Genomic DNA, 23,278 nt, shown 5'->3' on the forward strand with positions numbered 1-23,278 from the left:
GAAGGCACTGATCGCATCCAAGGCACCACATGCGAACGACTTCACCAACCAGCGGGTGCGCAAGGGAGGTGAGGTTGACCCGGCCCTGCGCTCGAAGAATCGCAACAAGTCCAAGGTACGCGCCCGGGTGGAGCACGTCTTCGCAGTGGTCAAGCGGCTGTGGGGCTTCACCAAGGTGCGCTATCGCGGCCTGGCCAAGAACGCCACGCGCTCGTTCGTGGCCTTGGGTCTGGCCAACATCTACTTAGCGCGTGGACGCCGCATGGCATGAGTGCGTCTTCAGAGCGCGCAATGCGCGTGTCTGGCGTGAAAAGGCCAGAAATACGGGCCGAAATTGGGCCGCTTCGCCCATCACATCTCGCATCATGCAATCAACTAGCAACATATCGCTGAATTCGGTGGCTTGTTCAGCGTAGCCTTAAACAGCAATACAGGTCTTGCGATGTTTCTTTTTGCATGTGCAATTGCTTCTTTTGAATTATTTCGATCTATACCTCATGATAGATGTCAGGAGAATCACATGACCGTACTCTTGAACATCACGACATACAAAATCACGAAAACCACGGGCTTCTATCCCGAGCTGAACACGCTGCTGATTTCACTGCAAAGCGTTGCCATCGCTGCTGAGCTGTACAGGGCCGGTAAGGTTCAGACGAACCCTGGAGACTATGTGACGATAGAAGCAAAACACCTGCTTAAAGAGGTACGCCTCCCTCTCTATGGCCCAGTTCAAGCAGCGATGATGAACGCTCAACCCAATGAGATTCACTTGTCCGAAGTGCATGGCAAGACGAAATCCCCACTTCTATTCTGGACTTCAGGATTTCAGAACTTTGTTGATGCCTTGTTCTTGCCCTTTCTGGTCAACTTTCATCAACGCAATCGAGATGCCCTCATCAAGGGGTTTAGCCAAGACAGGACCTCTTGGCCAGCGGCATGGCAAATGTCATGGGCACTTCGGAATGCAGCTTCGCACGGAGGCAAGGTCTTCGAAAAGGCAACGCAAAAACCCGTGATGTGGCAAGGAATTACCTTTGGTCCGGGTGATGAGCCAGCCAGATGCCTGACTTCCATGGTTAATGGTGCTGACCTTTTACTTTTGATGATCGAAATGGAGGAGTCGTTGTCCGGCAACCCAATCTCCAGGATTTGACGCGTCTGACTAACCCAGTTGCCCCCGACAAAAGCAAAAGGCCATCCTAAGATGGCCTTGTCGTTGACGATTCGGTCAGCGAATCTTTGTCCTGGAACAACTCCCGAAACCCGATGAATCCTTGTAAGTCACTGAGCCAGAAGGCTTTTTCAAGCACCCCTGCCTTGGGGGTAGTTTTCAGCCGCGATACCGGCTTTGGTCAAGGCGTTGAAAAGGGTGGATTTGCCCACATTGGGCAAACTCACGATGCCGCATTTGAGGCTCATGGAAGGCTTTCGGTGATTCGGGAAACAAGCTGTGATTTTAACGGGTCATCTTGTGACAGCACGACCCAACCAAGGCGCAGCGAAGCATACACAAGCATCCGGCGTGGCAAAGTCCTGCTGAAATGTCCGGGATGCGCCGCATCCTACAATGCGCACATGGCTTTATCCCCTGATATTTGCATTCGCGGCGCTGGCATTGTGGGCCGCAGCTTGGCCCTTCTGCTGGCCCGAGAGCGGCTGAACGTGGCTCTGGTCGACACACCCAGCCCATCCAAGGGACCGGATGTGCGGGCCTATTCCCTGAACGGTGCGGCCAGGGCCTTGCTGCAAGATCTGCGCTGCTGGCCCGACAGCCCGGCGGTCACGCCCGTGCACCAGATGCAAGTGTGGGGCGACCACGGCGGCCACCTGAAATTTGGGGCACTGGAAAACGGTGTGGAAGAACTCAACTGGATGGTGGACGTGCCAGTGCTGGAAGAGCGCCTGGCCGAAGCCGTCAAGTTTCAACCCCATATCGAAGTGGTGCACGCACCCTTGGCAGCGCCGCTCACTGTGGTGTGCGAAGGCCGCGCCAGTCAAACTCGCGCCGAACTGGGCGTGTGCTTTGAAATCAACCACTATGACCAGCACGCAGTAGCAACCCGTTTGAATTGTGATCGCCCACACGGGGGCATCGCGCGCCAATGGTTTGGCTGGAGCCAGGTGCCTGGCCTGTCAAAGCCGCAAGCAGAAATTCTGGCTTTGCTGCCTTTGGGTGGAGAAGGTGGGCGCGAGGTGGCGCTGGTCTGGTCAGTGCACCCGCGCCGGGCAGAAGAATTGATGGGACTGCCCGCTGAGGCTTTCGCCGCCCAACTGGAGCAGGCTTGTGCTCAAGCTCTGGGCGCCATGCGCCTCTCCTCAGAACGCGCCCTGTGGCCGTTGCAGTTGGCCCGCGCCGAACGCTGGATTGGCGCCATGCCTGGTGCTGCCAAACAAAGTTTTGCCTTGGCTGGCGATGCTGCCCATGCCATGCACCCTTTGGCAGGCCAGGGCCTGAACGTGGGCCTCGCGGATGTGGCCGAGCTGGTGCGAGTGATCCGTGCCAAGGAATTCTGGCGACCACTACACGACATGAAACTGCTGCGCCGCTACGAGCGCGCTCGCCAGGCGGAGGTGCAAGCCATGGGCCTGGTGACCGATGGCTTGCAGCGCCTGTTTGCGCAACCCGGTCCGATCTGGCAAAACCTGCGCAACTGGGGCATGCGCGGCTTTGACCGCAGCGGCCCGCTGAAAAACTGGATGACACAACAGGCCATGGGCAAACCTGCACCTGGTTCAGACTGAATCCACAAAGACTCTCCCCATTTGAATCCGAAAGAAATCCGATGAAGTTTGTCCGATTGATGCTGGCATTGCTCCTGGCACTGGCATTACTGTCCACAAGCCCTGTTTTTGCGCAAGAAGCGACCATCCGCAAAAACCTGAGCGAGCGACTGACCAATTTGCCCAAGATCGATGAAGTCAGCAAAACCCCCATGAACGGCTTGTACGAAGTTCGCATGGGCAACGAGGTGATGTACAGCGATGCCGAGGGCAACTTTTTGATCCAGGGCGCGCTGATCGATGTCAAGCAAAAGCGCAACCTGACCGAAGAGCGGATGGAAAAACTCTCTGCCATCCCTTTTGACCAATTGCCCCTGAAAACTGCCTTCACCCAAGTGCGAGGCAACGGCAAGCGCAAGCTGGCCGTGTTTGCCGATCCCAATTGCGGCTACTGCAAGCGTTTTGAAAAAGACCTGCAAAAGCTGGACAACGTGACCATCTATCACTTCCTGTACCCCATCCTAGGCGATGACTCCAAAGTCAAATCCAAAAACATCTGGTGCGCCAAAGACAAGGCCAAGGTCTGGAACGACTGGATGATCAACGACACCCCACCTGCCACCGCCAATTGCGATGCATCGGCCGTTGACACCATTGTGGAATTTGGCAAGAAACAACGCATCACTGGAACGCCCATGCTCTTGTTCACCGATGGCACGCGCGTGCCTGGTGCAGTGCCGATCGCGCAAGTCGAAAAAATGCTGGCTGACATCAAATGATCACACCCCAGACCGAAGACCCGACTTGGCGATTGATTCGCCGACTGGGCTACGCCGGGTTGATCCCATTTGTGTTCTTGGCCCTGTGCCTGTGGCTGGTGGGCCCGAACCTGCACCCCTATGTGGCACTGTCCATGCAAGGCTATGGTGCCGTTATCGTGTCCTTTCTGGGTGGCATCCATTGGGGCGTGGGTTTTCGCAATGCACTGATCGCACCCAATGCCCCTTCGATCCATTTCACTTGGGGGGTGGCTCCCTCGCTGCTGGCCTGGGTGGGCGTGATGATGCCTGCGTTTGCCGGTTTGCCCATGCTGGGGTTTGTGTTGATTGGTTGCTATGTGATGGATCGCCGAACCTGGCCTGCTGCGGGCCTGGCGCCCTGGCTGCCCATGCGCTTGCAACTGACCCTTGTGGCGTCGATGAGTTGCTTTCTGGCCGCTGGCGCCACCTGACCGAATCCCTCCAAACCCGAACCACGGCGCATGACCCCCATCCATTACACCGTTGAAGCCGCTGACCTGCATGCGCACCTGTTTCGGGTCACCCTCACGATTGCCGAGCCAATGCCTCTCCAAACCGTGTCTTTGCCGGTGTGGATTCCAGGCAGCTATCTGGTGCGCGAGTTTTCCAAAAACCTGCAACAGCTGCAAGCCAAACAGGGGCGGCGAAGTGCCAGCATCATCCAACGAGACAAATGCACTTGGGACATCGCTTGCAAAGAAGGCCAGCCTCTGGAGCTGAGCTACGAGGTCTATGCGTTTGACAACTCGGTGCGCACCGCCTGGCTGGACAGCCAGCGGGGGTTTTTCAATGGCACCAGCCTTTGCCTGCGGGTACACGGCCAAGAAGAACAGCCACACCGGTTGCAGCTGCAGGCTGTCAAAAACCAAGCTGATTGGCAGGCGGCCACAGGCCTCGCCCCGCTCAAGACCGATAAGCGCGGTTTTGGCCTGTACCAGGCCGACAACTACGATGAACTGGCGGACTGCCCTGTGGAGATGGGCGCATTCTGGCGCGGCAGCTTCACAGCCTGCGGCATACCACACCACTTTGTGGTGAGCGGTGCCCTGCCCTCATTCGACGGCGCACGACTGCTGGCCGACACGCAAAAAATCTGTGAAGCCGCCATCCACTTCTGGCACGGCCAGGGCAAGCAGGCGAGCAACAAAGCGCCTCATAAAAATTATCTGTTCATGCTGAACGCTGTGAACGATGGCTACGGTGGGCTTGAGCACCGCAACAGCACGGCCCTGATCTGCAACCGTGTCGACCTGCCGCGCCAGACCAGCCCGCGCACCAACGATGGTTACACCACCCTGCTGGGCCTGATCAGCCATGAGTACTTTCACACCTGGAACGTCAAGCAACTGCGCCCCGATGCATTTTCCCGCTACAACTACACACAAGAGAACTACACCACATTGCTTTGGTTCTTTGAAGGCTTCACCAGCTATTTCGATGACATCCTGCTGTGTCATGCCGGGCTGATCGACAACGCCACCTACATCAAGCTGCTGGGCAAAACCATCACCCAAGTGCAACAAACACCCGGCCGCCATGTGCAGACTGTGGCGCAGGCCAGTTTTGACGCCTGGGTGAAGTACTACCGCCAGGACGAAAACACGCCCAATGCCACGGTGAGTTATTACACAAAAGGCGCCCTGGTCGCCTTGTGCCTGGACCTGTCCTTGCGCCAAGAAGGCCATACGCTACAAGCCGTGATGCGTGGCCTCTGGAAACGTTGCAAAGCGGGACCGATGCACGAGCAAGACCTGCTGGACGAATTGCAAACCGTGTCGAGCCGCAACTGGCAAAAAGAAATCCAGGCCTGGGTGCACAGCACCGAAGACCTGCCGCTGCGTGATGTATTGACGAGCCAAGGCATTGAGGTCCACGCTGAAATTGCCAGCATGGCACAACGACTGGGTCTGCGCGTCAGCGAGACAAGTGGCAGCGTTCAAATCAAGGCCGTCTTGCGCAGCAGCGCCGCCGAATCAGCGGGCCTGGCCGCAGGCGATGAATGGCTGGGCATGGAAGTGGGCGCTAAAGCGCAAGGCGGCAGCTGGCGCCTTGGCAAGCTGGACGAGTTGCCCGCCCTGATGGGACGCGAACACAAAGGGGTGGCGCTGGTGTCACGCGACAAACGCATGCTGCGCTTGCCACTCACCTTGCCAGCGCAAGCCAGCCACTGGCGTTTGGCTGTACCCGCCGACCGCAAAGCAGGCCAATGGCCTGCTGTTTGATTCACTTGCCCCGCAAATCGACCACGCGTTTGGCCTTGCCCTGGCTGCGTTCTACGCCGCCTTCGGGCTTGAGCTCAATCGCCACACTGGAGCCGATGTAAACCTTGATCTCGTGCTGCAGCATCTTGGCTGCCGCGCGGGCCTCGATGCTGTCGGGTGACACGCCGGGTTTGGTCTCGATCAGCACCTTCAGATCGTCCATCGGGCCATCACGCGTCAGCACGCACTGGTAGTGCGGCGCCAACTCAGAGCGCTTCAAAATCAGCTCTTCGATCTGGCTGGGGAACACATTGACACCCCGGATGATCATCATGTCATCACTGCGGCCTGTTATTTTTTCCATGCGGCGCATGCTGCGGGCAGTGCCTGGCAACAAGCGTGTCAAATCGCGGGTCCGGTAACGGATGATGGGCAACGCCTCCTTGGTCAGGCTCGTGAACACCAGCTCGCCCATTTCGCCATCGGCCACGGGCTCACCCGTTTCAGGGTGAATGATCTCGGGGTAAAAATGGTCTTCCCAGATGGTCGGGCCATCTTTGGTCTCGATACATTCGCTGGCCACCCCAGGGCCCATGACCTCCGACAGCCCATAGATGTCCACCGCGTCAATGGCCATGCGCTTTTCAATGGCGTGGCGCATGTCATTGGTCCAGGGTTCGGCACCAAAAATGCCGATGCGCAGCGAACTGGTTTTCGGGTCAATGCCCTGCCGCTCGAACTCGTCTGCAATCGCCAGCATGTAGCTGGGTGTGACCATGATGATGTTGGACTTGAAATCCTGAATCAGTTGCACCTGACGTTCGGTCTGGCCGCCCCCAAAAGGCACCACCGTGAGACCCAATTTTTCTGCGCCATAGTGCGCGCCCATGCCGCCTGTGAAAAGGCCGTAACCGTAGCTGATGTGCACCATGTCACCCGGTCTGGCGCCCCCAGCGCGAATGCTGCGGGCCACCACGTTGGACCAAGTATCGATGTCCTTGAGCGTATAGCCCACCACAGTGGGTTTGCCTGTGGTGCCGCTCGATGCATGAATGCGCGCACAACTTTCACGGGGCACAGCAAACATGCCAAACGGGTAGCTGTAGCGCAAATCCGATTTGGTGGTGAAAGGAAATTTGGCAATGTCTGCCAGCGTTTTGCAATCGTCAGGGTGCACACCCGCGGCATCAAACTTGGCGCGATACACCGGCGAATTGGCATAGGCGTGCTGAAGCGTTTGCTGCAAGCGCTTGAGCTGCAAACTGCGCAACTCGTCGATGCTGGCCTTTTCAATCGGCTCCAGGTGGAAGACTTTTTGACTCATGAAAACTCCTTTTGAGCAGTCGGGCAAAGAACTGAAGACCTGTCCCCCAAATTATTTAGGACGGCACCACGGAGCCCGGGATCTGGGCACTTTTTCCGCGGAACATGGCAATCACTTCGCCATTCTGATTGCTGACCTTCATGTCGTAAATACCGTGGCGTCCACTCAGGGTCTGTTCAAGACCTTCGCAGATCAACACATCACCAAGCTTGCCAGGCTTGAGAAATTCGATGCTGCAGCCCGCTGCCACCGCATTTTTGTTGTAGCTGTTGCAAGCAAAGGCAAACGTGGAATCGGCCAGGGTGAAGATGAAGCCCCCGTGGCAGATTTGGTGACCGTTCAGGTGCAGCGCCTTCACGGTCATGCGCATCAAGGCACGGCCAGGCTCGCAAGCCAGCAGTTCCATGCCCATGGTGTCTTTGGAGGCCACATCCACGGCAAACATGGTTTCGCCCACCAAGCGGGCCAAGGTTTGAGGATCGCTCATCATTCGCCTTTGAACTGGGCTGGGCGTTTTTCGAGAAAGGCCTGAACCCCCTCGAAATAGTCATGCGTTCTGCCCAAAGCTGACTGGGTGTCTCGTTCAACGTCCAGGTGCTCGGACAAGCTGCGTGTGGTGGCCGCTTGCATCAAGGCCCGCGTCGCCACCAAAGCCTTGGTGGGCATTTTCGACAGGCGCTCGCCCAGCGCGAGTGCGCTGGTCAAGGGGTCCTCGTTCACATCCCAAATCATGCCCCAATCCTTGGCTTGCTGCGCCGACAGCTTGTCGCCCGTCATGGCCAATGCGAGGGCGCGTGCCAAGCCTAGGCGCTCAACCAAAAGCCAACTGCCACCCGCATCAGGAATCAAGCCGATTTTGGCAAAGGCCTGAATGAAGCTCGCTGTGGGCGCTGCGATCGCAATGTCGCAAGCCATGACCAGGGAAGCACCTGCGCCTGCAGCCACGCCATTGACCGCTGCGATGGTCGGCATGCGCAGGGACTGCAAACGTCTGGTGCTGGGGTTGAAAGCCTGATCGATGATCGGACCCGGATCGGCACGTTCAACGCGGTCTGGGCCGGGGGTGAAATCGAAATCCGACAAGTCGGCTCCGGCACAAAAGCCTCGACCGGCTCCGGTGATGACCGCAGCGCGGACATCCGCATTGGCCTCGGCCAGGTCCAGTGCGGCCCAGAGGGCATGGTGCATTTCGCGGGTGAAACTGTTGAGCGCTTGCGGGCGATTGAGCGTGATCAGTGCCACGGCACCTCGCACTTCGTACAACACAGATGCGGTGGATTCGGTCATGGCTTGTCTCCTGAATCCAAGAATGTACCATTACCCGACCGCACGGTTGGTTAATGTTTTCCCTCATACAAGTGCCTGAGTTGACAGCAACAACTCAGCAACCATGGTTATAGTGACCGCACAAGTTCACAGCTTTTTGGAGAAAATTTTGAGCTACGAAAACATTGAAGTCCGCACCGAAGGCGGAAAAGTCGGCATCATCACCTTGAACCGTCCGAAGGCGCTGAACGCCCTGAACGGGCAACTCATGGACGAGTTGGGCATAGCTCTGAAGGCATTTGACGCCAACGAAGCCATTGGCTGCATCGTCATCACCGGTAGCGAAAAAGCCTTTGCAGCTGGTGCTGACATCTCGGCCATGGCCAAGTTCAACTTCAACGATGTCTACAAAAACGACTTCATCACCCGCAACTGGGAAACCATCCGATCCATCCGCAAACCCGTGATCGCAGCCGTGAGTGGGTTTGCATTGGGCGGTGGCTGCGAGCTGGCCATGATGTGCGATTTCATCATCGCCGCCGACAACGCCAAATTTGGCCAGCCTGAAATCAAAATTGGCATCATTCCCGGCGCTGGCGGCACGCAGCGCCTGCCTCGCGCATTGGGCAAGTCCAAGGCCATGGACTTGGTGCTCACCGGCCGAATGATGGATGCGGTCGAAGCCGAGCGTGCGGGCTTGGTCAGCCGCGTGGTGCCACTGGACAAAATAATGGATGAAGCTTTGGGGGCAGCACTCATGATCTGCAGCTACGGACAGTTGTCGGTCATGGCGGCCAAAGAAAGCGTGAACCGCGCCTTTGAAAGTGGCCTGTCAGATGGCGTGATGTTTGAACGCCGCTTGTTTCATGGCCTGTTTGCCACCGCCGACCAGAAGGAAGGCATGGACGCCTTTTTGAACAAGCGCGCGCCCAACTTTGTGAACGGTTGAAAAAAGCCGGTTGTGCTCAAAAAAGCCCACAGTCGCAAAACTGTGGGCTTTTGATTTGGTGATGTCCGCATACCTCATCAAGAGATTTTTATTTGCATTTGCATGCACCCGTTAGTAGATCGTGTGAGCGTAAAAAAGCGGTGTAACTTGCATGCGGGCCGTTTTTTAGAACAGACTTCTAATTTTTCAATATCGGTTTATTTGCATTGAACTCAGGCGTGCAGTTATTGTCCACAATGGCGTTGCAGTTCACAGGGATCAAATCACCCACTTCAACGGTAGGCGATTGCCCAGCACGTTGGTCCAGATTTTGATCCATCAGCTTCGCGTCTGAAAGCTTGCTGGTATCACGCAATTTCACCAATTCAGACAGCTCATTGGGCTCAGACGTGATCACCGCACCCGAGGACTTCAGTAAACTGATGGTTGCAGAGGATGGGCGGTTTTTAAACTTGATCCTTGGTGAGCCTCCGCTGCCAGACACCATGCGACCCTGACCCACCGTAAAGTTCACATCGCCAGATTCCGAATTGAATTCCAGCGCGTTGGCGCCTGAAGATGTATCAATCACAAATTTATTCGCCAAATAAATTTGCTGCTCAGTGGTCATGACATTGCCGCCGAAGCGGATTGTCCCAGCATTGGCTGTCGTAGGCACGCCATAGCTCGTCTGTTCTCGGGTGGCAACGCTGCCATTCGAGAGCCTGTCAACCCCGACCACATCAAGGCGCGCCACTATGGCAATAAGACCAGCCAACTGCCTCCGAGAGCCCACATCCTCTGCAAAGTTGATTTCAGGCTCTGGCAAACCACTGTCCAGACTGATGGCGCGCGCATCCAGCGTATAGAACCCATCTTTCCCGCCATAACCATCTACGCGACCGTTGAAGGTGATTTTCGGATCCATCGAATAAATGCGGCGATAAGGACCGTTGTAAGCAGTTCCGCCAATGTAGGTAGAGCCGTTGAAAGCCACTTCTTCATAGGCAGCGACATCACCCAACACGTTGATGGTCGGCGCCGTCACGTCGAAACGATAAATGCCGTAGTGACGGGTGTAGTTTTCCATCAAAGAAGTGTTTCCATTGGGGGATGCATCAAAGCCCACTTTGTCATTGAACGTGATCTGACCCGCAGCATTGAGCTGCAAGCTTCGCATATTGGTTTTTGCAAAGCCACCGCCATCCACAGTCCCCAAGAAGTTCAGATCACCAGAGGCAGAAGTCATGCGAACCGGATAGATCACAGCAGTGCCACCTGTTTCAGTCGTCACTGTTACGCCAGCAGAACCTGGATCGCGAGGATTACGCATATCCAGCGCTTCAGCCATGGTGATGTTGTTGAAGACCTGATTGCCAACAGTTGTGAATGAACCAAATTGAGCGCCTAGTTTCGTGGTGCCAATGTTTTGACTCAAACCCGCTTTGGCTACTTCTTCAGTGCTCAGGCTTTGCAACGGATTTGTTAAGCCCACCGAACGCACAAACTCGACAACGCCAGTGCCTGAACGAACATCAAGCGCGTACGCCGCATCCGATGCGCTGTCGACAAATCCATTGAAGGTCACATCAGCGTTGGAAGTGTGAAGTACCAACTTCTTACTGACAGTAACCGCACCACCGTAGGTCTGCTTGCCGCTGGTGGTGATGTTGGCGCCGATGTTGGCTGTGCCCGTGATGCTCAAACTGGTCAGACCTGTATAGGCGCTGTCAATGTCTGCTGCGCCCGAGATCTTCAGCGCGTTGCTGCCGCCTGCCAAGGTACTTTGGGAGTTGATCGTTGTGCCGGTCAACGTCCGGTCACCACCGCTCAGGGTCACTGCACCTGTGTAGGTCTGCCCTGCGCTGGTCGTGATGTTCGCGCCAATGTTTGAGGCACCCGTGATGCTCAGGGTCGTGATGCCTGTGTATGCACCGTCAATGTCCGCTGCACCGGAAATCGTCAGCGCACCGCTGCCACCGGCCAAGGTGCTCTGCGTATTGACCGTTGTGCCCGTGAGGGTGCGGTCACCGCCGCTCAGGGTCACTGCACCTGCGTAGGTCTGCGTGCCGCTGGTCGTGACGTTCGCGCCAATGTTGGCCGTGCCCATGATGCTCAGGGTCGTGAGGCCCGTGTAAGCAGCGTCAATGTCCGCTGCACCGGCAATCGTCAGCGCGTTGTTGCCGCCGGCCAAGGTGCTTTGCGTGTTGATCGTTGTGCCGGCCAATGTGCGGTCAGCGCCACTTATTGTCACAGCACCGCCGTAAGTCTGCGTGCCGCTGGTCGTGATGTTGGCGCCAATGTTGGCTGCGCCCGTGATGCTCAAATTTGTGATGCCTGTGTAAGCGCCGTCAATGTCTGCTGCACCGAAAATCGTCAGCGCGTTGCTGCCGCCAGCCAAGGTGCTCTGCGTGTTGATCGTGCTGCCTGCCAGGGTGCGGTCGCCACCACTCAGGGTCACTGCACCTGCGTAGGTCTGCCCAGCACTGGTCGTGATGTTGGCGCCAATGTTGGCTGTCCCCGTGATGCTCAGGGTCGTGAGGCCTGTGTAGGCACCGTCAATGTCCGCTGCACCCGCAATCGTCAGCGCGTTGTTGCCGCCAGCCAAGGTGCTCTGCGTATTGATCGTTGCTCCGGTCAATCTGCGGTCAGCGCCACTTATTGTCACAGCACCGCCGTAGGTCTGCCCAGCGCTGGTCGTGATGTTGCCGCCGATGTTTACCGTGCCCGAGATGTTCAGAGTCGTGAGGCCTGTGTATTCGCCGTCGATGTCCGCTGCACCCGCAATCGTCAGCGCATTGCTGCCGCCAGCCAAGGTGCTCCGGGTGTTGATCATGCTGCCTGTGAGGGTCCGGTCAGAGCCACTCAGAGTCACAGCTCCGGTGTAAGTCTGTGAGCCGCTGGACGTGATGTTGGCGCCAATGTTGGAGCTGCCCGATACACTCAAACTGGTCAGATCTGTGTAGGCACCGTCAATGTCCGCTGCACCTGTAATCGTCAGCGCATTACCACCGCCAGCCATAGTGCTACGGGTGTTGATCGTGCTGCCCGTCAAGTTGCGGTTACCGCCGCTCAGGGTCACGACACCGGCGTAAGTCTGCGTGCCGCTGGTCGTGATGTTGGCGCCAATGTTGGCTGTACCTGTGATGCTCAGATTCGTGAGGCCGGTGTAGGCGCCACCAATGTCCGCAGCACCGTCAATGGTCAGGGCGTTACCACCGCCAGCCAGAGTGCTTTGCGTGTTGATCGTGCTGCCTGTCAGGGTTCGGTCACCACCACTCAGGGTCACCGCATCGCCGTAAGTCTGCGTGCCACTGGTCGTGATGTTGGCGCCAATGTTGGCTGTATCGGTGATCCTCAGATTTGTGATGCCACTGTAGGCCCCGTCAATGTCCGCTGCACCATCTATCGTCAGCGTCTTGTTGCCGCCAGCCAGCGTGCCCTGCGTGTTGATGCTCGAGCCTTTGAGCATCGTGTCGGCCCCCAACGTGATCGCCTCGCCGTAGGTCTGCGCTCCCGTGGTGTCAACGCTGCCTCCATCGATCACCAGGGTTCCCTCTGCGTTCGTCGTCAGTCTGGCTGCTTTGACGGCTTTCGCTAGCGTGGTCACACCGCTGCTGTTCAGCGTCACGGCGCCCAGGCGCTCACTCTGGCCCACCAAATCACTGAGCGTGATCGCGCCCGTGCCTGCGCTAAAGCTCAGCGCCTTGGCCCCATCAATCGTTCCGGTGACCGAGATGGCGCCAGCGCCTGCGCCCGTGCTCACCGTCAAGTTGTCTGCCAAAGACACGCTGCTGCCAAACGTCACGTTGCTGTCGGTGGTGCTCAGCGTTGATGCCGCAGACACCGTCACTGCACCGTCATAGCTCTGCGTGCCACTGGTCGTGATGTTGGCGCCAATGTTGGCTGCGCCCGTGATGCTCAAATTTGTGATGCCGGTGTAGGCGCCGTCAATATCCGCTGCACCATCTATTGTCAGCGCGTTGCTGCCACCAGCCAGTGTGCCCTGCGTGTTGATGCTCGAGCCTTTGAGTGTCGTGTCTGCCCCCAGCGTGACCGCCTCGCCGTAGATCTGCGCTCCCGTGGTGTCAACGCTGCCTCCATCGATCACCAGGGTTCCCCCTGCGTTCGTCGTCAGGCTGCCCACTTTGACGGCTTTCGCTAGCGTGGTCACACCGCTGCTGTTCAGCGTCACGGCGCCCAGGCGCGTGCTCTGGCCCACCAAATCACTGAGCGTGATCGCGCCCGTGCCTGCGCTAAAGCTCAGCGCCTTGGCCCCATCAATCGCTCCGGTGACCGAGATGGCGCCAGCGCCTGCGCCCGTGCTCACCGTCAAGTTGTCTGACAAAGACACGCTGCTGCCAAACGTCACGTTGCTGTCGGTGGTGCTCAGGGTCGATGCCGCAGACACCGTCACTCTACCGTCATAGCTCTGTGTGCCGCTGGTCGTCACATCCGCCCCCAACGTCACCGCACCAGAGATATTCACGCTTGTCAGTGCCGTGGTTTGACCCACCCCTCCTGCAAGCGTCAAGCCCCCTGTCCCCGTCACTGTCAGCGCTTTGTCGCCATCAACCGCCCCTGTGACTTTGATGGCCCCACCCGTCACCCAGCTGCTGTCTGCCGCAAGCGTGATCGCTCCAACCATCGTGGCTTCGCTGTTGCTGCTGTTGGTGATCGCGCCACCACCGCCGATGCCCGTGCCCGTCACGCTCAGCGCATTGGCTATCGCCTTGCCATTGAGGTCCAGTGCCGCACCGCTGGCAATGCTGACAGCCGCCGTACCCAGCCCTGCGTTATGCCCCAGCGTGACCATGCCCGCACCGATGGCTGTCCCGCCGCTGTAGGTGTTATGACCATTGAGGGCCAAGGTGCCTGCGCCCGACTTGGTCAAGCCACCTGTGCCTGCCACCACGCCGGCATAGTTGACACTCACAATGGGATCGATCTGGAACGTTGCGCCATTGCTGCCCAGCATCACCCCGCGCTCTCTGGCCAAGCTGGTGTTGGCCGTCACCTGCAGCGTGCCGCCATTGAAGGTCAGCGCGTCTGCGTTTGCGCTGCCAGGCACTGCGCCCAGGTTGCGATCTGCTGAGATCTTGAGCGTGCCCGCATTGATGGCCACACCCCCCGTAAAGTCATTCGTGCCAGAAAGCGTCAAGGTGCCTGCGCCCGCCTTGGTCAGCGAACCGGTCCCCGCGATCAAGCCCGTGATCTGCCCGGAACCTGCCTCAGACACCGTCAGGTGATGGCGGGTCAAATCCACTGCCGCCGCACTCAAACCACTGGCCGTCAGTTGACTGCCTGCGCCGAGGGTCAACGCACCGGCGTAAGTCTGCGTGCCGCTGGTCGTGATGTTGGCGCCGATGTTGGAAACACCGGAAACGCTCAAGGAAGTCAGAGCCGCAGAGGCGCCAACCGCATCAAGAAAGAGGGCATCGCCCGTGACCATCAAAGTCTTGGCGCCGTTGACGACAGATGCAAAACGCATCTCGCCACCCGTCATCTCCACGTTTGCCGCCAGCGTCACAGCTGCGCCCCAGGTTTGATTGCCCGTGGTCGTCACGTTGGCGGCCAGGCTGACAGGGCCATTGGCCGTGATGCTGGACAACGGTGTTGTGCCCCCTACAGCACCAGACATGGTCACCAGTGCAGGGGTTGAATTGGTCGGGTTCAAGGTCAATGCGTAAGCGCCGTCAACGCCACCGGACAAAGTCAATCCACCGTTGTTTTTAATGGTCGTTACACCGGCCAGCGTGATGGCGCCAGAAACCGCCGCGGCACTGACGCTGCTGTTAAAAAGTGCACCTGCAGTGCCGTAGCCGGCACCTGTCATGGTCAGCGCATTGGCCAATGTTCGGCCGTTCAGATTCAAGGACGCACCATCACTGACCGTCACGCGTCCCGAGCCAAAAGCCGTTGCACTGCCAGCGGCAATAACGCCCTCAGACACGGTGGTACCGCCCGAATAGGAGTTGGACCCCGTGAAAGTCACCGCCCCTGTGCCCAACTTCGTCACCGACCCTGTGCCAGAAATGACGTTATCCATCTGGGGTGTACCACTGCGGTTGATCACCAACGAAGCATTGTTGACGATGGCAGTGGCGCCCGAAAGGAGGCCATCAGAACCACCCGCACCAATTTGTAGCAGACCCGCTGAAATCGTGGTGTTGCCGGTATAGGTGCTCGTATTGGTCACCACCAGTGCACCTGCACCCGTTTTGGTGATGCCGAAGCCCGTCCCCGAGACCACGCCACTGAGGGTCAGCGTATCGCCAGAACCCACTTCAATGAAGCTGCTGGCGCCCAGCACAATGTCGCCACTCCAACTGCTGGTGGCATCCTTTAAAGTGCCGCCGTTTAAGTTCAATAGCTCGCCAGCCACCGCCACAGCCAGGAGATCGATCGTGCCGCTCGAGGCGACGGTGGTGTCTCCTGCCGTCGTGCCCAGCGCTGTATTGCTGCCCACCTTCAACACACCGCTGGAGACGAGGGTTGCACCGCTGTAGCTGTTGTCGCCCATCAAGGTCAGTGCCCCTGTGCCAGAAAGCGTCAAGCCACCCGTGCCGGTCACCGTGCCGCTGATCGTTCCGGTACCTGCCTCTGCCATAGTCAAAGTGTCGCCACCCAAACTCACCGAACTCAAGCTCAGGCCCGAGCCCGTCAAAGTACTGTGACCCGTCAGCGTCATGGCGCCCGTGTAAATCTGAGCCCCCGTGGTGGATACATTCGAGCCCAGGCTGGTCGTCCCTGAAATGCTCAGACTGCTTAAACGGGTGACACCACCCATTGCGCCACCCAGCACTGCATCACCAGCGATGGTCAAAGCCTTTGCACCGTTGACCGTCGAATTCAAATGAACCGCACTGCCCGTCAACGTGGCATCTGCGGCCAAAGTCACAGCACCGGCATAAGTTTGCAGGCCCGTGGTGCGCACACTCGCGCCCAGGGTCGTCGTCCCCGAAACAGTCAGGCCAGACAGCGCTGTCGTTGCGCCCACAGCAGCATCAAATTTGGCATTGCCCGCCACTGTCATCGCTTTTGCACCGTTCACCACAGCAGCAAAGGAAACCGTAGCACCCGTCAATGTGGCGTCTGCCCCCAAGGTGACGGCACTCTGCAAAGTTTGGTTCGCAGCGCCACTGCTGATGTTCTGGTTGATCGTGATGCCACCCGTCGATGCAGTCAGCACAACAGCCCCTGCAGAAGCAAGTCCACTCACACCCCCCACGGTGCCCACGTCGAAGGCATCGGCATTGACAAGACTGAGGCTGGTCAAACCGCTGCCCGCCAGCGTGTTGATGTTGGTCGATGCGTGATCCAGAGTCACAGCACCACCCAGCAACATCAATTTGTCGGCCACCACATAGCCATTCGCACCATCCACCACATTGCCCGTACCCTTGAGCGTGACCGTTCCACTGCTGGTGGTGATGGGCGCATTGATGGTGATGGTGCCACCATAAATATTGACCGGGCCATTCACGGTTTGCGCGGAACTGATGGTGATGTTGGCCGTGTTGGTCGTTTTACCCAGTGTCAAACCACCCAGTGTGGTGCCGATCGTCAGATTGGCAATTGGCCACTCCAGCGCAGAGCGGAAGCTGTTGCCCACCGACTGCACCGTCAGCACGCCGGACGTCTTCAGGCTCAAGCCCGCACCCAGCGTCATGGCATCCGCGTTCAAAGTGATGTCACCCGTTGTGTAGCCAGAGCTGCCGTTCCAACCCAGGTTTACCCCGCCGTTGAGCTTGATGCCTTGGTCTGTACTGGCACCTCTGCCCGTTAAAGTGATGGCACCCGAGGTGGAATAGATGGAGGCTGTACTGCCTCCGTCCATCAAGATGCCCGCATTTTCTCGTGCCAGCCCTGTCCCTGCAGTGCCTGTCAACGTGATTGCGCCGGAATCTGAATAAATTTGCAGCCCGTTGTACAGATTGATACCCACACTGTGGCTGCCACTGTTGTTATTTTTCCCGCCAACACCGTCAATCAGCAAGGTGCCAGCGCCACCTGTTTTGATGACCGTGTTGGTCACAACGTCCACGCCAATCGCATAGTCAGCTGCTGCAGGGCTTACCCAATTGGCACCCTGCCAGCCCTTGCCGCGAATGGCCACATTTCCGTTCGCGCTTGTACCTGATGCATCGATGGTGGTTTGGTCCAACCACAATCCACGATAACGCTGACCCATTGCACCATCGGCAGAACCCTCAGCATAACCAGACCCGTCTGTACCGCCACCCAGGGTGATGTTGCCGCCGTTGCTGCGCACGGTAGCACCCGTCATCAAAATGGCACCGCCAGCAGAAGCATCGCTGTTGGCGCTCAACACAATGTTGCCGCCTTGCGTGGAGAGATCCACACCTGCCGAAGCGACAATGTCTTTGCTGGCAATGAGCTTCAGCTGATCGTTGGTGCTGACGGTCAGATCACCGGAAAGAGAAATGCCACCACCAGTCACCCACAATGGGCCAGCAACTTTTTGAGCGGCGCTCAGGCTCACGTTACCTGTACCCGCATCCATCGTCACCGAAGTGGGTGCAGCAGAGGCACCGACGATGCCAGACTGGCTCAGGGCCTTGTTGGTTGTGGACACAGTCAGCGCGTAAGCACCATTCACCGCACCACTGATCGTCAAATCGCCTGCATTGCCTTTGATGGTGGTCGCGCCCGCCAGCGTGATGGCCCCCGACAGGGTTGCGGCTGTTGTCGTGCTGTTGTACAAAGCGCCCGCACTGCCGATACCTGAACCAGAAAGGTTGAGCGTGTTAGCCAGACTGTAGCCCGCCAAATTGACAGCTGCGCCACTTGCAACGTTCACATTTCCGACTCCTAGAGCACTGGAAGTAATGGCCCCCGCAGAACCCACTGTTGATGCACCAACCCATAGCAGGCCAGCAGAAACAGTTGTTCCACCGCTGTAGGTATTGGCAGCACTCAATGTCAATTTGCCACTGCCCTGCTTGCTGATTGACCCGTTGCCAGACACCACCCCTGTGATTTGGCTGTCATCCGAATTGTTGATGGTCAACCCATTGGAGACAAGATTCACCTTGCCCAAATTGATGGCAGTCCCGCTCAGTGTGGCGTTGCCACTCAAACTGGCGTCACCACCATAGGTCTGCCCTGCGGTGGTGTTGATGTTGGCACCTATTTGTGAAGTTTTGGTCACCGCAACCGATTGCGCGGAAGTCACTTCGGCCGTGTTTTTAAAGCCGCTGTTGCTCGTGATATTTCCCAACGCGGCATTGCCACCGGCAACACCGCTCAGAACCAATTTACCAATGGTGGATGTCGCACTGTTCACCCCAATCGTGAAACCATTCCAATTTTCATTGCTCAAACTGGACCAACTCAGGTTGGAGGTGGAATTGACAAACCGGATCGTGCCATGTGGTTCTCCGCTTGTGCCAAGCAGCCTGAATTGCTGTGTGGCGGTGTCATAAGACTTGGACAATGTCCCAGAGGGAGTGAAGTAGCCGGTGCCAGCGCCATTGAATCCGGTGTAGCTGGCGATGGAGAAGTCTTGGTTGAATCCGTAGCCATTGCCGTTCAAGCTCACCACACTGAATGCGATGTTTTCAACCGATTCGCTGAAGCTTATCGATTGCGTGCCTGCATATTGCAGTCTGATGATGTCGCTCGTCGTGGGCCCGTTGGCCACCGAGGCACTCGTATAAGGCGATGGGGTCCCTGTCCAATAATTTATTCCCCCTGACGTTTGCACGCCAGCCCAACCTTGCGGATTGCTGTAAACAACCGTTACAACGGTTCCATCGATCGTGATAGAACCTGTCACCGTTTTGGCGGCGTCATTGACAGATGTCCAGTCCACCCAGTAATAGGTTGAACTGGAAATATTGGCACTCAAATTCTTGGGTGATGCGGCACTGACCGAGTCCAGCGTCGAATTGAAAGTTATGCTGCCATTGGCAGTCGTCACAAGGTTGGTGTCTTCTGCCAACGTGACAGCCCCGTTGTAGACCTGGTGCCCACTGGTGGTGATGCTGTTGGCCAGCACCGAGGTACCGGTGACGGTGAGGCTGGAAGAACCAGATCCATTGACAATGGCTGCCGTACCAGCCATTGTCAATGAACCCAATGTCAACGCGTTGCTTTGAACGTCGAGTGTTGTGCCCGTTGCCAAACTCAACGCACCTGCACCGCCATTCAATGAGGCATTGGCCCCCAAGCGCAAAGTACCTCCGGTGACCGAGGTCAAGCCGTTGTAGGTTTGTGCAGCCCCCAACACCAAGGCACCTGTGCCGGATTTGGTCAATGCATAAGAAAACGCACCATCGGTGATTACGCCTGAATAGGTCAGTATCTTTCCACTGGCGACTGAGAGGGTGCTGTCTGCCCCCAGCGTGATGCCTCGGTTGCTGTTCAGGATGAATGTCTCACTGGCCGTCAAACTGCCGCCGTTCAGCACCAGTTTTCCAGCCGTCAAGGCCACTGGGGCCAAGCCCAAATTGCTGTCACTCGAAATCTGCAGCCCCCCACCCGACACCGTGTTCACACCGGCGTAGGTGTTGACACCCGACAGCGTCAACGTGCCAGCGCCCTGCTTGGTCAGTCCCCCCGTCCCGCTGATCACACCGGAAAGTGCTAAGTCATTGGATCGGTTTACCACCAGGCTGGCGTTATTCACAATGGCGCCGGCCACTGTTCCTGCGGTAGAGCCCGTGCCCAAATACAGCGTGCCGCCCGAAATGGTGGTGCTGCCCGTCAAGGTGTTGTTGGCTGTCAAATACAAATCAGCCGAGCCTGTCTTCGTCAAAGTGCCCGTGCCGGTTGCCATCAGACCGCCCACGGTGGCAGCGCCGTCGGTTTGCAGCGTCAAGCCAAACGCCCCGGAAAACGCGTTGCCGCTGCTGGGGGTGATGGACAAAGAATCTGCATCAACTTGCATCTCGGTTGCAGCACCCAAGGTGATACCACCCGTCAACGTGTTGGCCCCTGACAAACTGCGCACAGCGCCGTTGCTTGAAACCCCTGTGCCCGAGATGGTGAGGGCATCGGCCAGAGTGATACCGCCAGAGATTTCGAGTGCTGCACCACTGCTGACCGTTGTGGCACCTGCAGATGAACCCAGTCCGCCAGAGTTGGTGACCCTCAGAACTCCGCCGGTGATGTTGGTCGCGCCAGAATAGGTGTTGGCACCCGACAAGATTTGCGTACCACTGCCCGATTTGTTCAGGCCCACAGCACCCGAAATCACGCCCGAATAGTCATGCGGCCCTGTGGAGGGGTTGATCGTGATCGTGCCGCCCGTGGTAGAAATGTTATTAGACCCGAGCAAGCCCGCTGCGGTCAGCGTGACTGTGCCTGCGGTGATGCCGCTGACCCCGCCGTACGAGCCAATGGTCAGCGTTCCTGAATTGGAATAAGTGAGCGACCCCGTGCCTAAACTGGCTGTGATGGCGCTGATCGAACCTGTACCTGTCAGGGAGTAGTCCTGATTGTTTCCGATCAAGGCCAAACCATAGGCGGTCATGTTGCCGGTGATCTCGGGCGCCTTGGAGTGGATTTGGATGTAGCCCGTCGAGGTGTTGGCCGTGATATTGCCCAGCCACTTGATGCCTTTTGCAGGGCCAAACGCCGGATTGGCGGCATCGGCCACCGCATAAATGGGGTCAATCAGGCCGCCGGTTGTGTTGGTGGCTGCGTTGACAAACACACCGCTGCCTGTCGCCGCCGAGGTGATTTTGGCACCCTGAACAATCACCGAACCATTGGCCGCCGACACCGAAGGCGCAGCAGAGTAAATGCCGTAGTCACTGGCCGCGTTGGTGGCCGGGGTATAACCCGACATCGTGACATTGCCACCTGTGGAGGTGATGCCTCCAACGCCAAAATACAAACCATCCGATGTTTTGGCGTACCCAATCAGTTGAATGTCACCGGCCGCCGTGATGTTGCCCTGCCAGGCATCTTGCCGGATGCCGTTCAGGCCACCCGCGCCAGAAATGTAAATCGAGCCCGCACTCGCCACAACCGGCAGTCGGATATACGTGGCGCCAAAACTGCTGTTGTTGTTCAAGCCATCCATCACGATGTTGCCCGTGTCGGATATGACCCCGTAACTGGACGAACCCCCGTTGACAACAGTCAAATAGAGTCCAATGCCTTCCATGGACACCCCTTTGAGGGTGATGTCACCTTTGGCTCTTAGCGTGTCCAATGAAGACCACAGGGTGATACCGCCAGAAATACCGGCGCCACCATCCCAAGTGCCCACGGCTCGGTTGGCATAACCCGTCACTGCCAGATTGCCGTTCATGCTGCGTATGGTTTGGTAATTGCAATACATGAGCAGACCGTGGCCGTTACCGTTGACGTTTAAGCCGGCGGAGGCGCCATTGGCATAAATTGAAATATCACCATAGGCCAGAATTTTGGTGTTGTCCGCATCCATGCGCAGAGCGGCAGCAGCGACATTAGAGCCGGTAGTCGCCGAATTGATGGTGATGGCGCCACCTGCAGTGGGTGCCGTGGTGCTATTGCCCGCCACGATACCGCCGCCATCAACGTAAATACCGTAGCCACCATTGGCGGTGATCGAGATGCTGCCCGCTATAGACTGTACAAAGCGACTGTTTATTTGGTAAAAAGCCCAGCTGCTTGTGCTGGTGGTATTGATGGTGATATCACCATTGGCTCTGAACAAACCAGTGCCATAGATGTAGGCACCCAGATCACTCCCACGAGAAGTTAAATTGATAGTGCCGTTGGCCACCAGTGAGCCCGCAACCATTTGCGTTCCATAGCCCGACTCGCCTGTGGTGTTGAGCGTGATGTTGCCGCCAGCGGTGGGCGCGGTGAGGTGATTGCCCGCCACGATGGAAGTGGCGCTGCTGGCAACGTAAAAGCCACCAGAGGAACCCCTGGCAGTAATGGCAATGTTTCCACCAACAGACTGTATGGATGCACCCGTGTCCACCACCAAGCCCCAAGTGCCTGTATTGCCCGAGGTGTTGCCCGCCTGAATGGTGATGTCGCCATTTGACTTGATGCTGCCCGATGCACCTTCAAGCCTGAACGCATGGTTCGTGCTGGTGTTGGTTGCGGTGATGTTGATCGCGCCATGGGCGATCACAGACGTTGCATTAAGTTGCAAACCATAACTACTGCTGCCTGATGCGTTAATGGTGATCGTGCCACCCGAGGTAGGCGTGGATTCGCTGTTGGCAGCAATCAATTTGCCGTAAAAATAAGTGCCGCCTTCATCACTACTGGTGATGGCGATGTTTCCGGCCGTGGTCTGAAAGACCTTGTCGCTGTCCACATACATGCCCCAGTTGTTACCGCTGGTGCTTGCGCTGGTGATGGAGATATCGCCAACGGCCCGATTTATTCCTGTGCCGCCAAAGTACGAGGCACGGTAGCCTGTGCTCGAGCCATTCACAGTGATCGCGCCGAAAGCGGTAATTGAGCCCGATTCTTGTTGAACACCATAGTCTGACGTGCCTGTGCCCGTGATGGTGATGTTGCCACCCGAGGTGGGTGTGCTGGCGTTGTTGGCGGCGACCAAACTGGTGGCGCGTAAAAACACACCTCCAGTGCCCGCACCGGTGATGGCGATGTTGCCACCTGTGCTTTGAATGGTGCCTGTGCTGTGGAATGAAACGCCCCAGTTGCGTGTGCCGTTTTGACCATTGATGGAGATGTCGCCGCCAGCAGTGATGGAAGAGGTGTCGATAATCCACACCCCGTAGTGGGCCGTGCCACCCGTACCAGCCAAAGTGACCTTACCCGTGGTGCTGATCGCGGTGGAACCGTGCAGACGAACCCCGTTGTATGAACTGGTCGAGTTGCTGTTGCCTGTGAGGGTGATGTCACCCGAACCCGTGGAGACCGTGGTGCTGTTTATTCGAATGCCGTTCCAAGTTCCTGTGGCTATGCCCGTTAAGGTGATCGTTCCCGTGCCCGAAGTGGTCACGCCGCCAGAACTCTCAAAAAGAATACCGTCACCATAAGTACTGGCGGTGGGGTTGCCCAGACCGCGCATGGTGATGTTGCCGCCACTTGC

At 57.5% G+C, this 23,278-nt stretch carries 11 protein-coding genes and 1 pseudogene; 7 read left to right on the forward strand and 5 right to left on the reverse strand.

Annotation, left to right across the window (positions count from 1 at the left end):
• Both B9Z45_RS14740 and B9Z45_RS14745 read left to right on the forward strand, forming a co-directional pair.
• A partial coding sequence (locus B9Z45_RS14740; RefSeq protein ID WP_146180911.1) for a transposase occupies positions 1 to 271 on the forward strand: 271 nt, incomplete at its 5' end.
• Positions 272 to 520: 249 nt separating this feature from the next.
• A complete protein-coding gene (locus B9Z45_RS14745; protein ID WP_108407983.1) occupies positions 521 to 1,156 on the forward strand; it encodes a hypothetical protein in 636 nt (211 codons plus the stop codon).
• Positions 1,157 to 1,323: 167 nt separating this feature from the next.
• Here B9Z45_RS14745 and B9Z45_RS14750 read toward each other — a convergent pair.
• Positions 1,324 to 1,422, reverse strand: a pseudogene (locus B9Z45_RS14750) (GTPase); the annotation flags it as partial.
• A gap of 156 nt (positions 1,423 to 1,578) precedes the next feature.
• On the opposite strand from B9Z45_RS14750, the gene B9Z45_RS14755 reads away from it, so the two are divergent.
• From B9Z45_RS14755 to B9Z45_RS14770, 4 genes are read left to right on the forward strand one after another with little or no spacing between them, the layout of a single operon-like run.
• Positions 1,579 to 2,745: an FAD-dependent monooxygenase gene (locus B9Z45_RS14755; RefSeq protein ID WP_108407984.1), complete on the forward strand. Its 1,167-nt coding sequence runs from the start codon at positions 1,579 to 1,581 to the stop codon at positions 2,743 to 2,745.
• Between the two features lie 41 nt (positions 2,746 to 2,786).
• On the forward strand, positions 2,787 to 3,503 hold the full coding sequence (locus B9Z45_RS14760; RefSeq protein WP_108407985.1) for a DsbC family protein: 717 nt from the start codon (positions 2,787 to 2,789) through the stop codon (positions 3,501 to 3,503).
• Positions 3,500 to 3,955 carry a DUF3429 domain-containing protein gene (locus B9Z45_RS14765; RefSeq protein ID WP_108407986.1) on the forward strand — a complete coding sequence of 152 codons (456 nt, stop codon included), beginning with the start codon at positions 3,500 to 3,502 and terminating at the stop codon, positions 3,953 to 3,955. The genes B9Z45_RS14760 and B9Z45_RS14765 overlap by 4 nt, the downstream gene beginning before the upstream one ends.
• Before the next feature lie 30 nt (positions 3,956 to 3,985).
• On the forward strand, positions 3,986 to 5,746 hold the full coding sequence (locus B9Z45_RS14770) for a M61 family metallopeptidase (RefSeq protein WP_108407987.1): 1,761 nt from the start codon (positions 3,986 to 3,988) through the stop codon (positions 5,744 to 5,746).
• Between the two features lies 1 nt (position 5,747).
• Here B9Z45_RS14770 and paaK read toward each other — a convergent pair whose 3' ends face one another.
• Genes paaK through B9Z45_RS14785 form a run of 3 tightly spaced genes read right to left on the reverse strand, consistent with a single transcriptional unit; the run spans position 5,748 to position 8,336 of the window.
• A complete protein-coding gene (gene paaK, locus B9Z45_RS14775; protein WP_108407988.1) occupies positions 5,748 to 7,049 on the reverse strand; it encodes a phenylacetate--CoA ligase PaaK in 1,302 nt (433 codons plus the stop codon).
• A 55-nt stretch (positions 7,050 to 7,104) separates the two neighbouring features.
• Positions 7,105 to 7,539: a hydroxyphenylacetyl-CoA thioesterase PaaI gene (gene paaI / locus B9Z45_RS14780; RefSeq protein ID WP_108407989.1), complete on the reverse strand. Its 435-nt coding sequence runs from the start codon at positions 7,537 to 7,539 to the stop codon at positions 7,105 to 7,107.
• Positions 7,536 to 8,336, reverse strand: a complete 801-nt coding sequence (locus tag B9Z45_RS14785) for an enoyl-CoA hydratase-related protein (RefSeq protein ID WP_108407990.1) — start codon at positions 8,334 to 8,336, stop codon at positions 7,536 to 7,538. The genes paaI and B9Z45_RS14785 overlap by 4 nt, the downstream gene beginning before the upstream one ends.
• Positions 8,337 to 8,484: 148 nt before the next feature.
• Between B9Z45_RS14785 and B9Z45_RS14790 the strand changes: the two genes are divergently transcribed.
• Positions 8,485 to 9,264 (forward strand): enoyl-CoA hydratase, encoded by a 780-nt coding sequence (locus B9Z45_RS14790; RefSeq protein WP_108408001.1) that lies wholly within the window; start codon positions 8,485 to 8,487, stop codon positions 9,262 to 9,264.
• A gap of 178 nt (positions 9,265 to 9,442) precedes the next feature.
• Here B9Z45_RS14790 and B9Z45_RS14795 read toward each other — a convergent pair whose 3' ends face one another.
• Positions 9,443 to 23,257 carry an autotransporter-associated beta strand repeat-containing protein gene (locus B9Z45_RS14795; RefSeq protein WP_108407991.1) on the reverse strand — a complete coding sequence of 4,605 codons (13,815 nt, stop codon included), beginning with the start codon at positions 23,255 to 23,257 and terminating at the stop codon, positions 9,443 to 9,445.
• Positions 23,258 to 23,278 lie beyond the last annotated feature (21 nt).

The sequence above is a fragment of the Limnohabitans sp. 2KL-17 genome, assembly GCF_003063415.1.
GTDB lineage: Bacteria > Pseudomonadota > Gammaproteobacteria > Burkholderiales > Burkholderiaceae_C > Limnohabitans_A.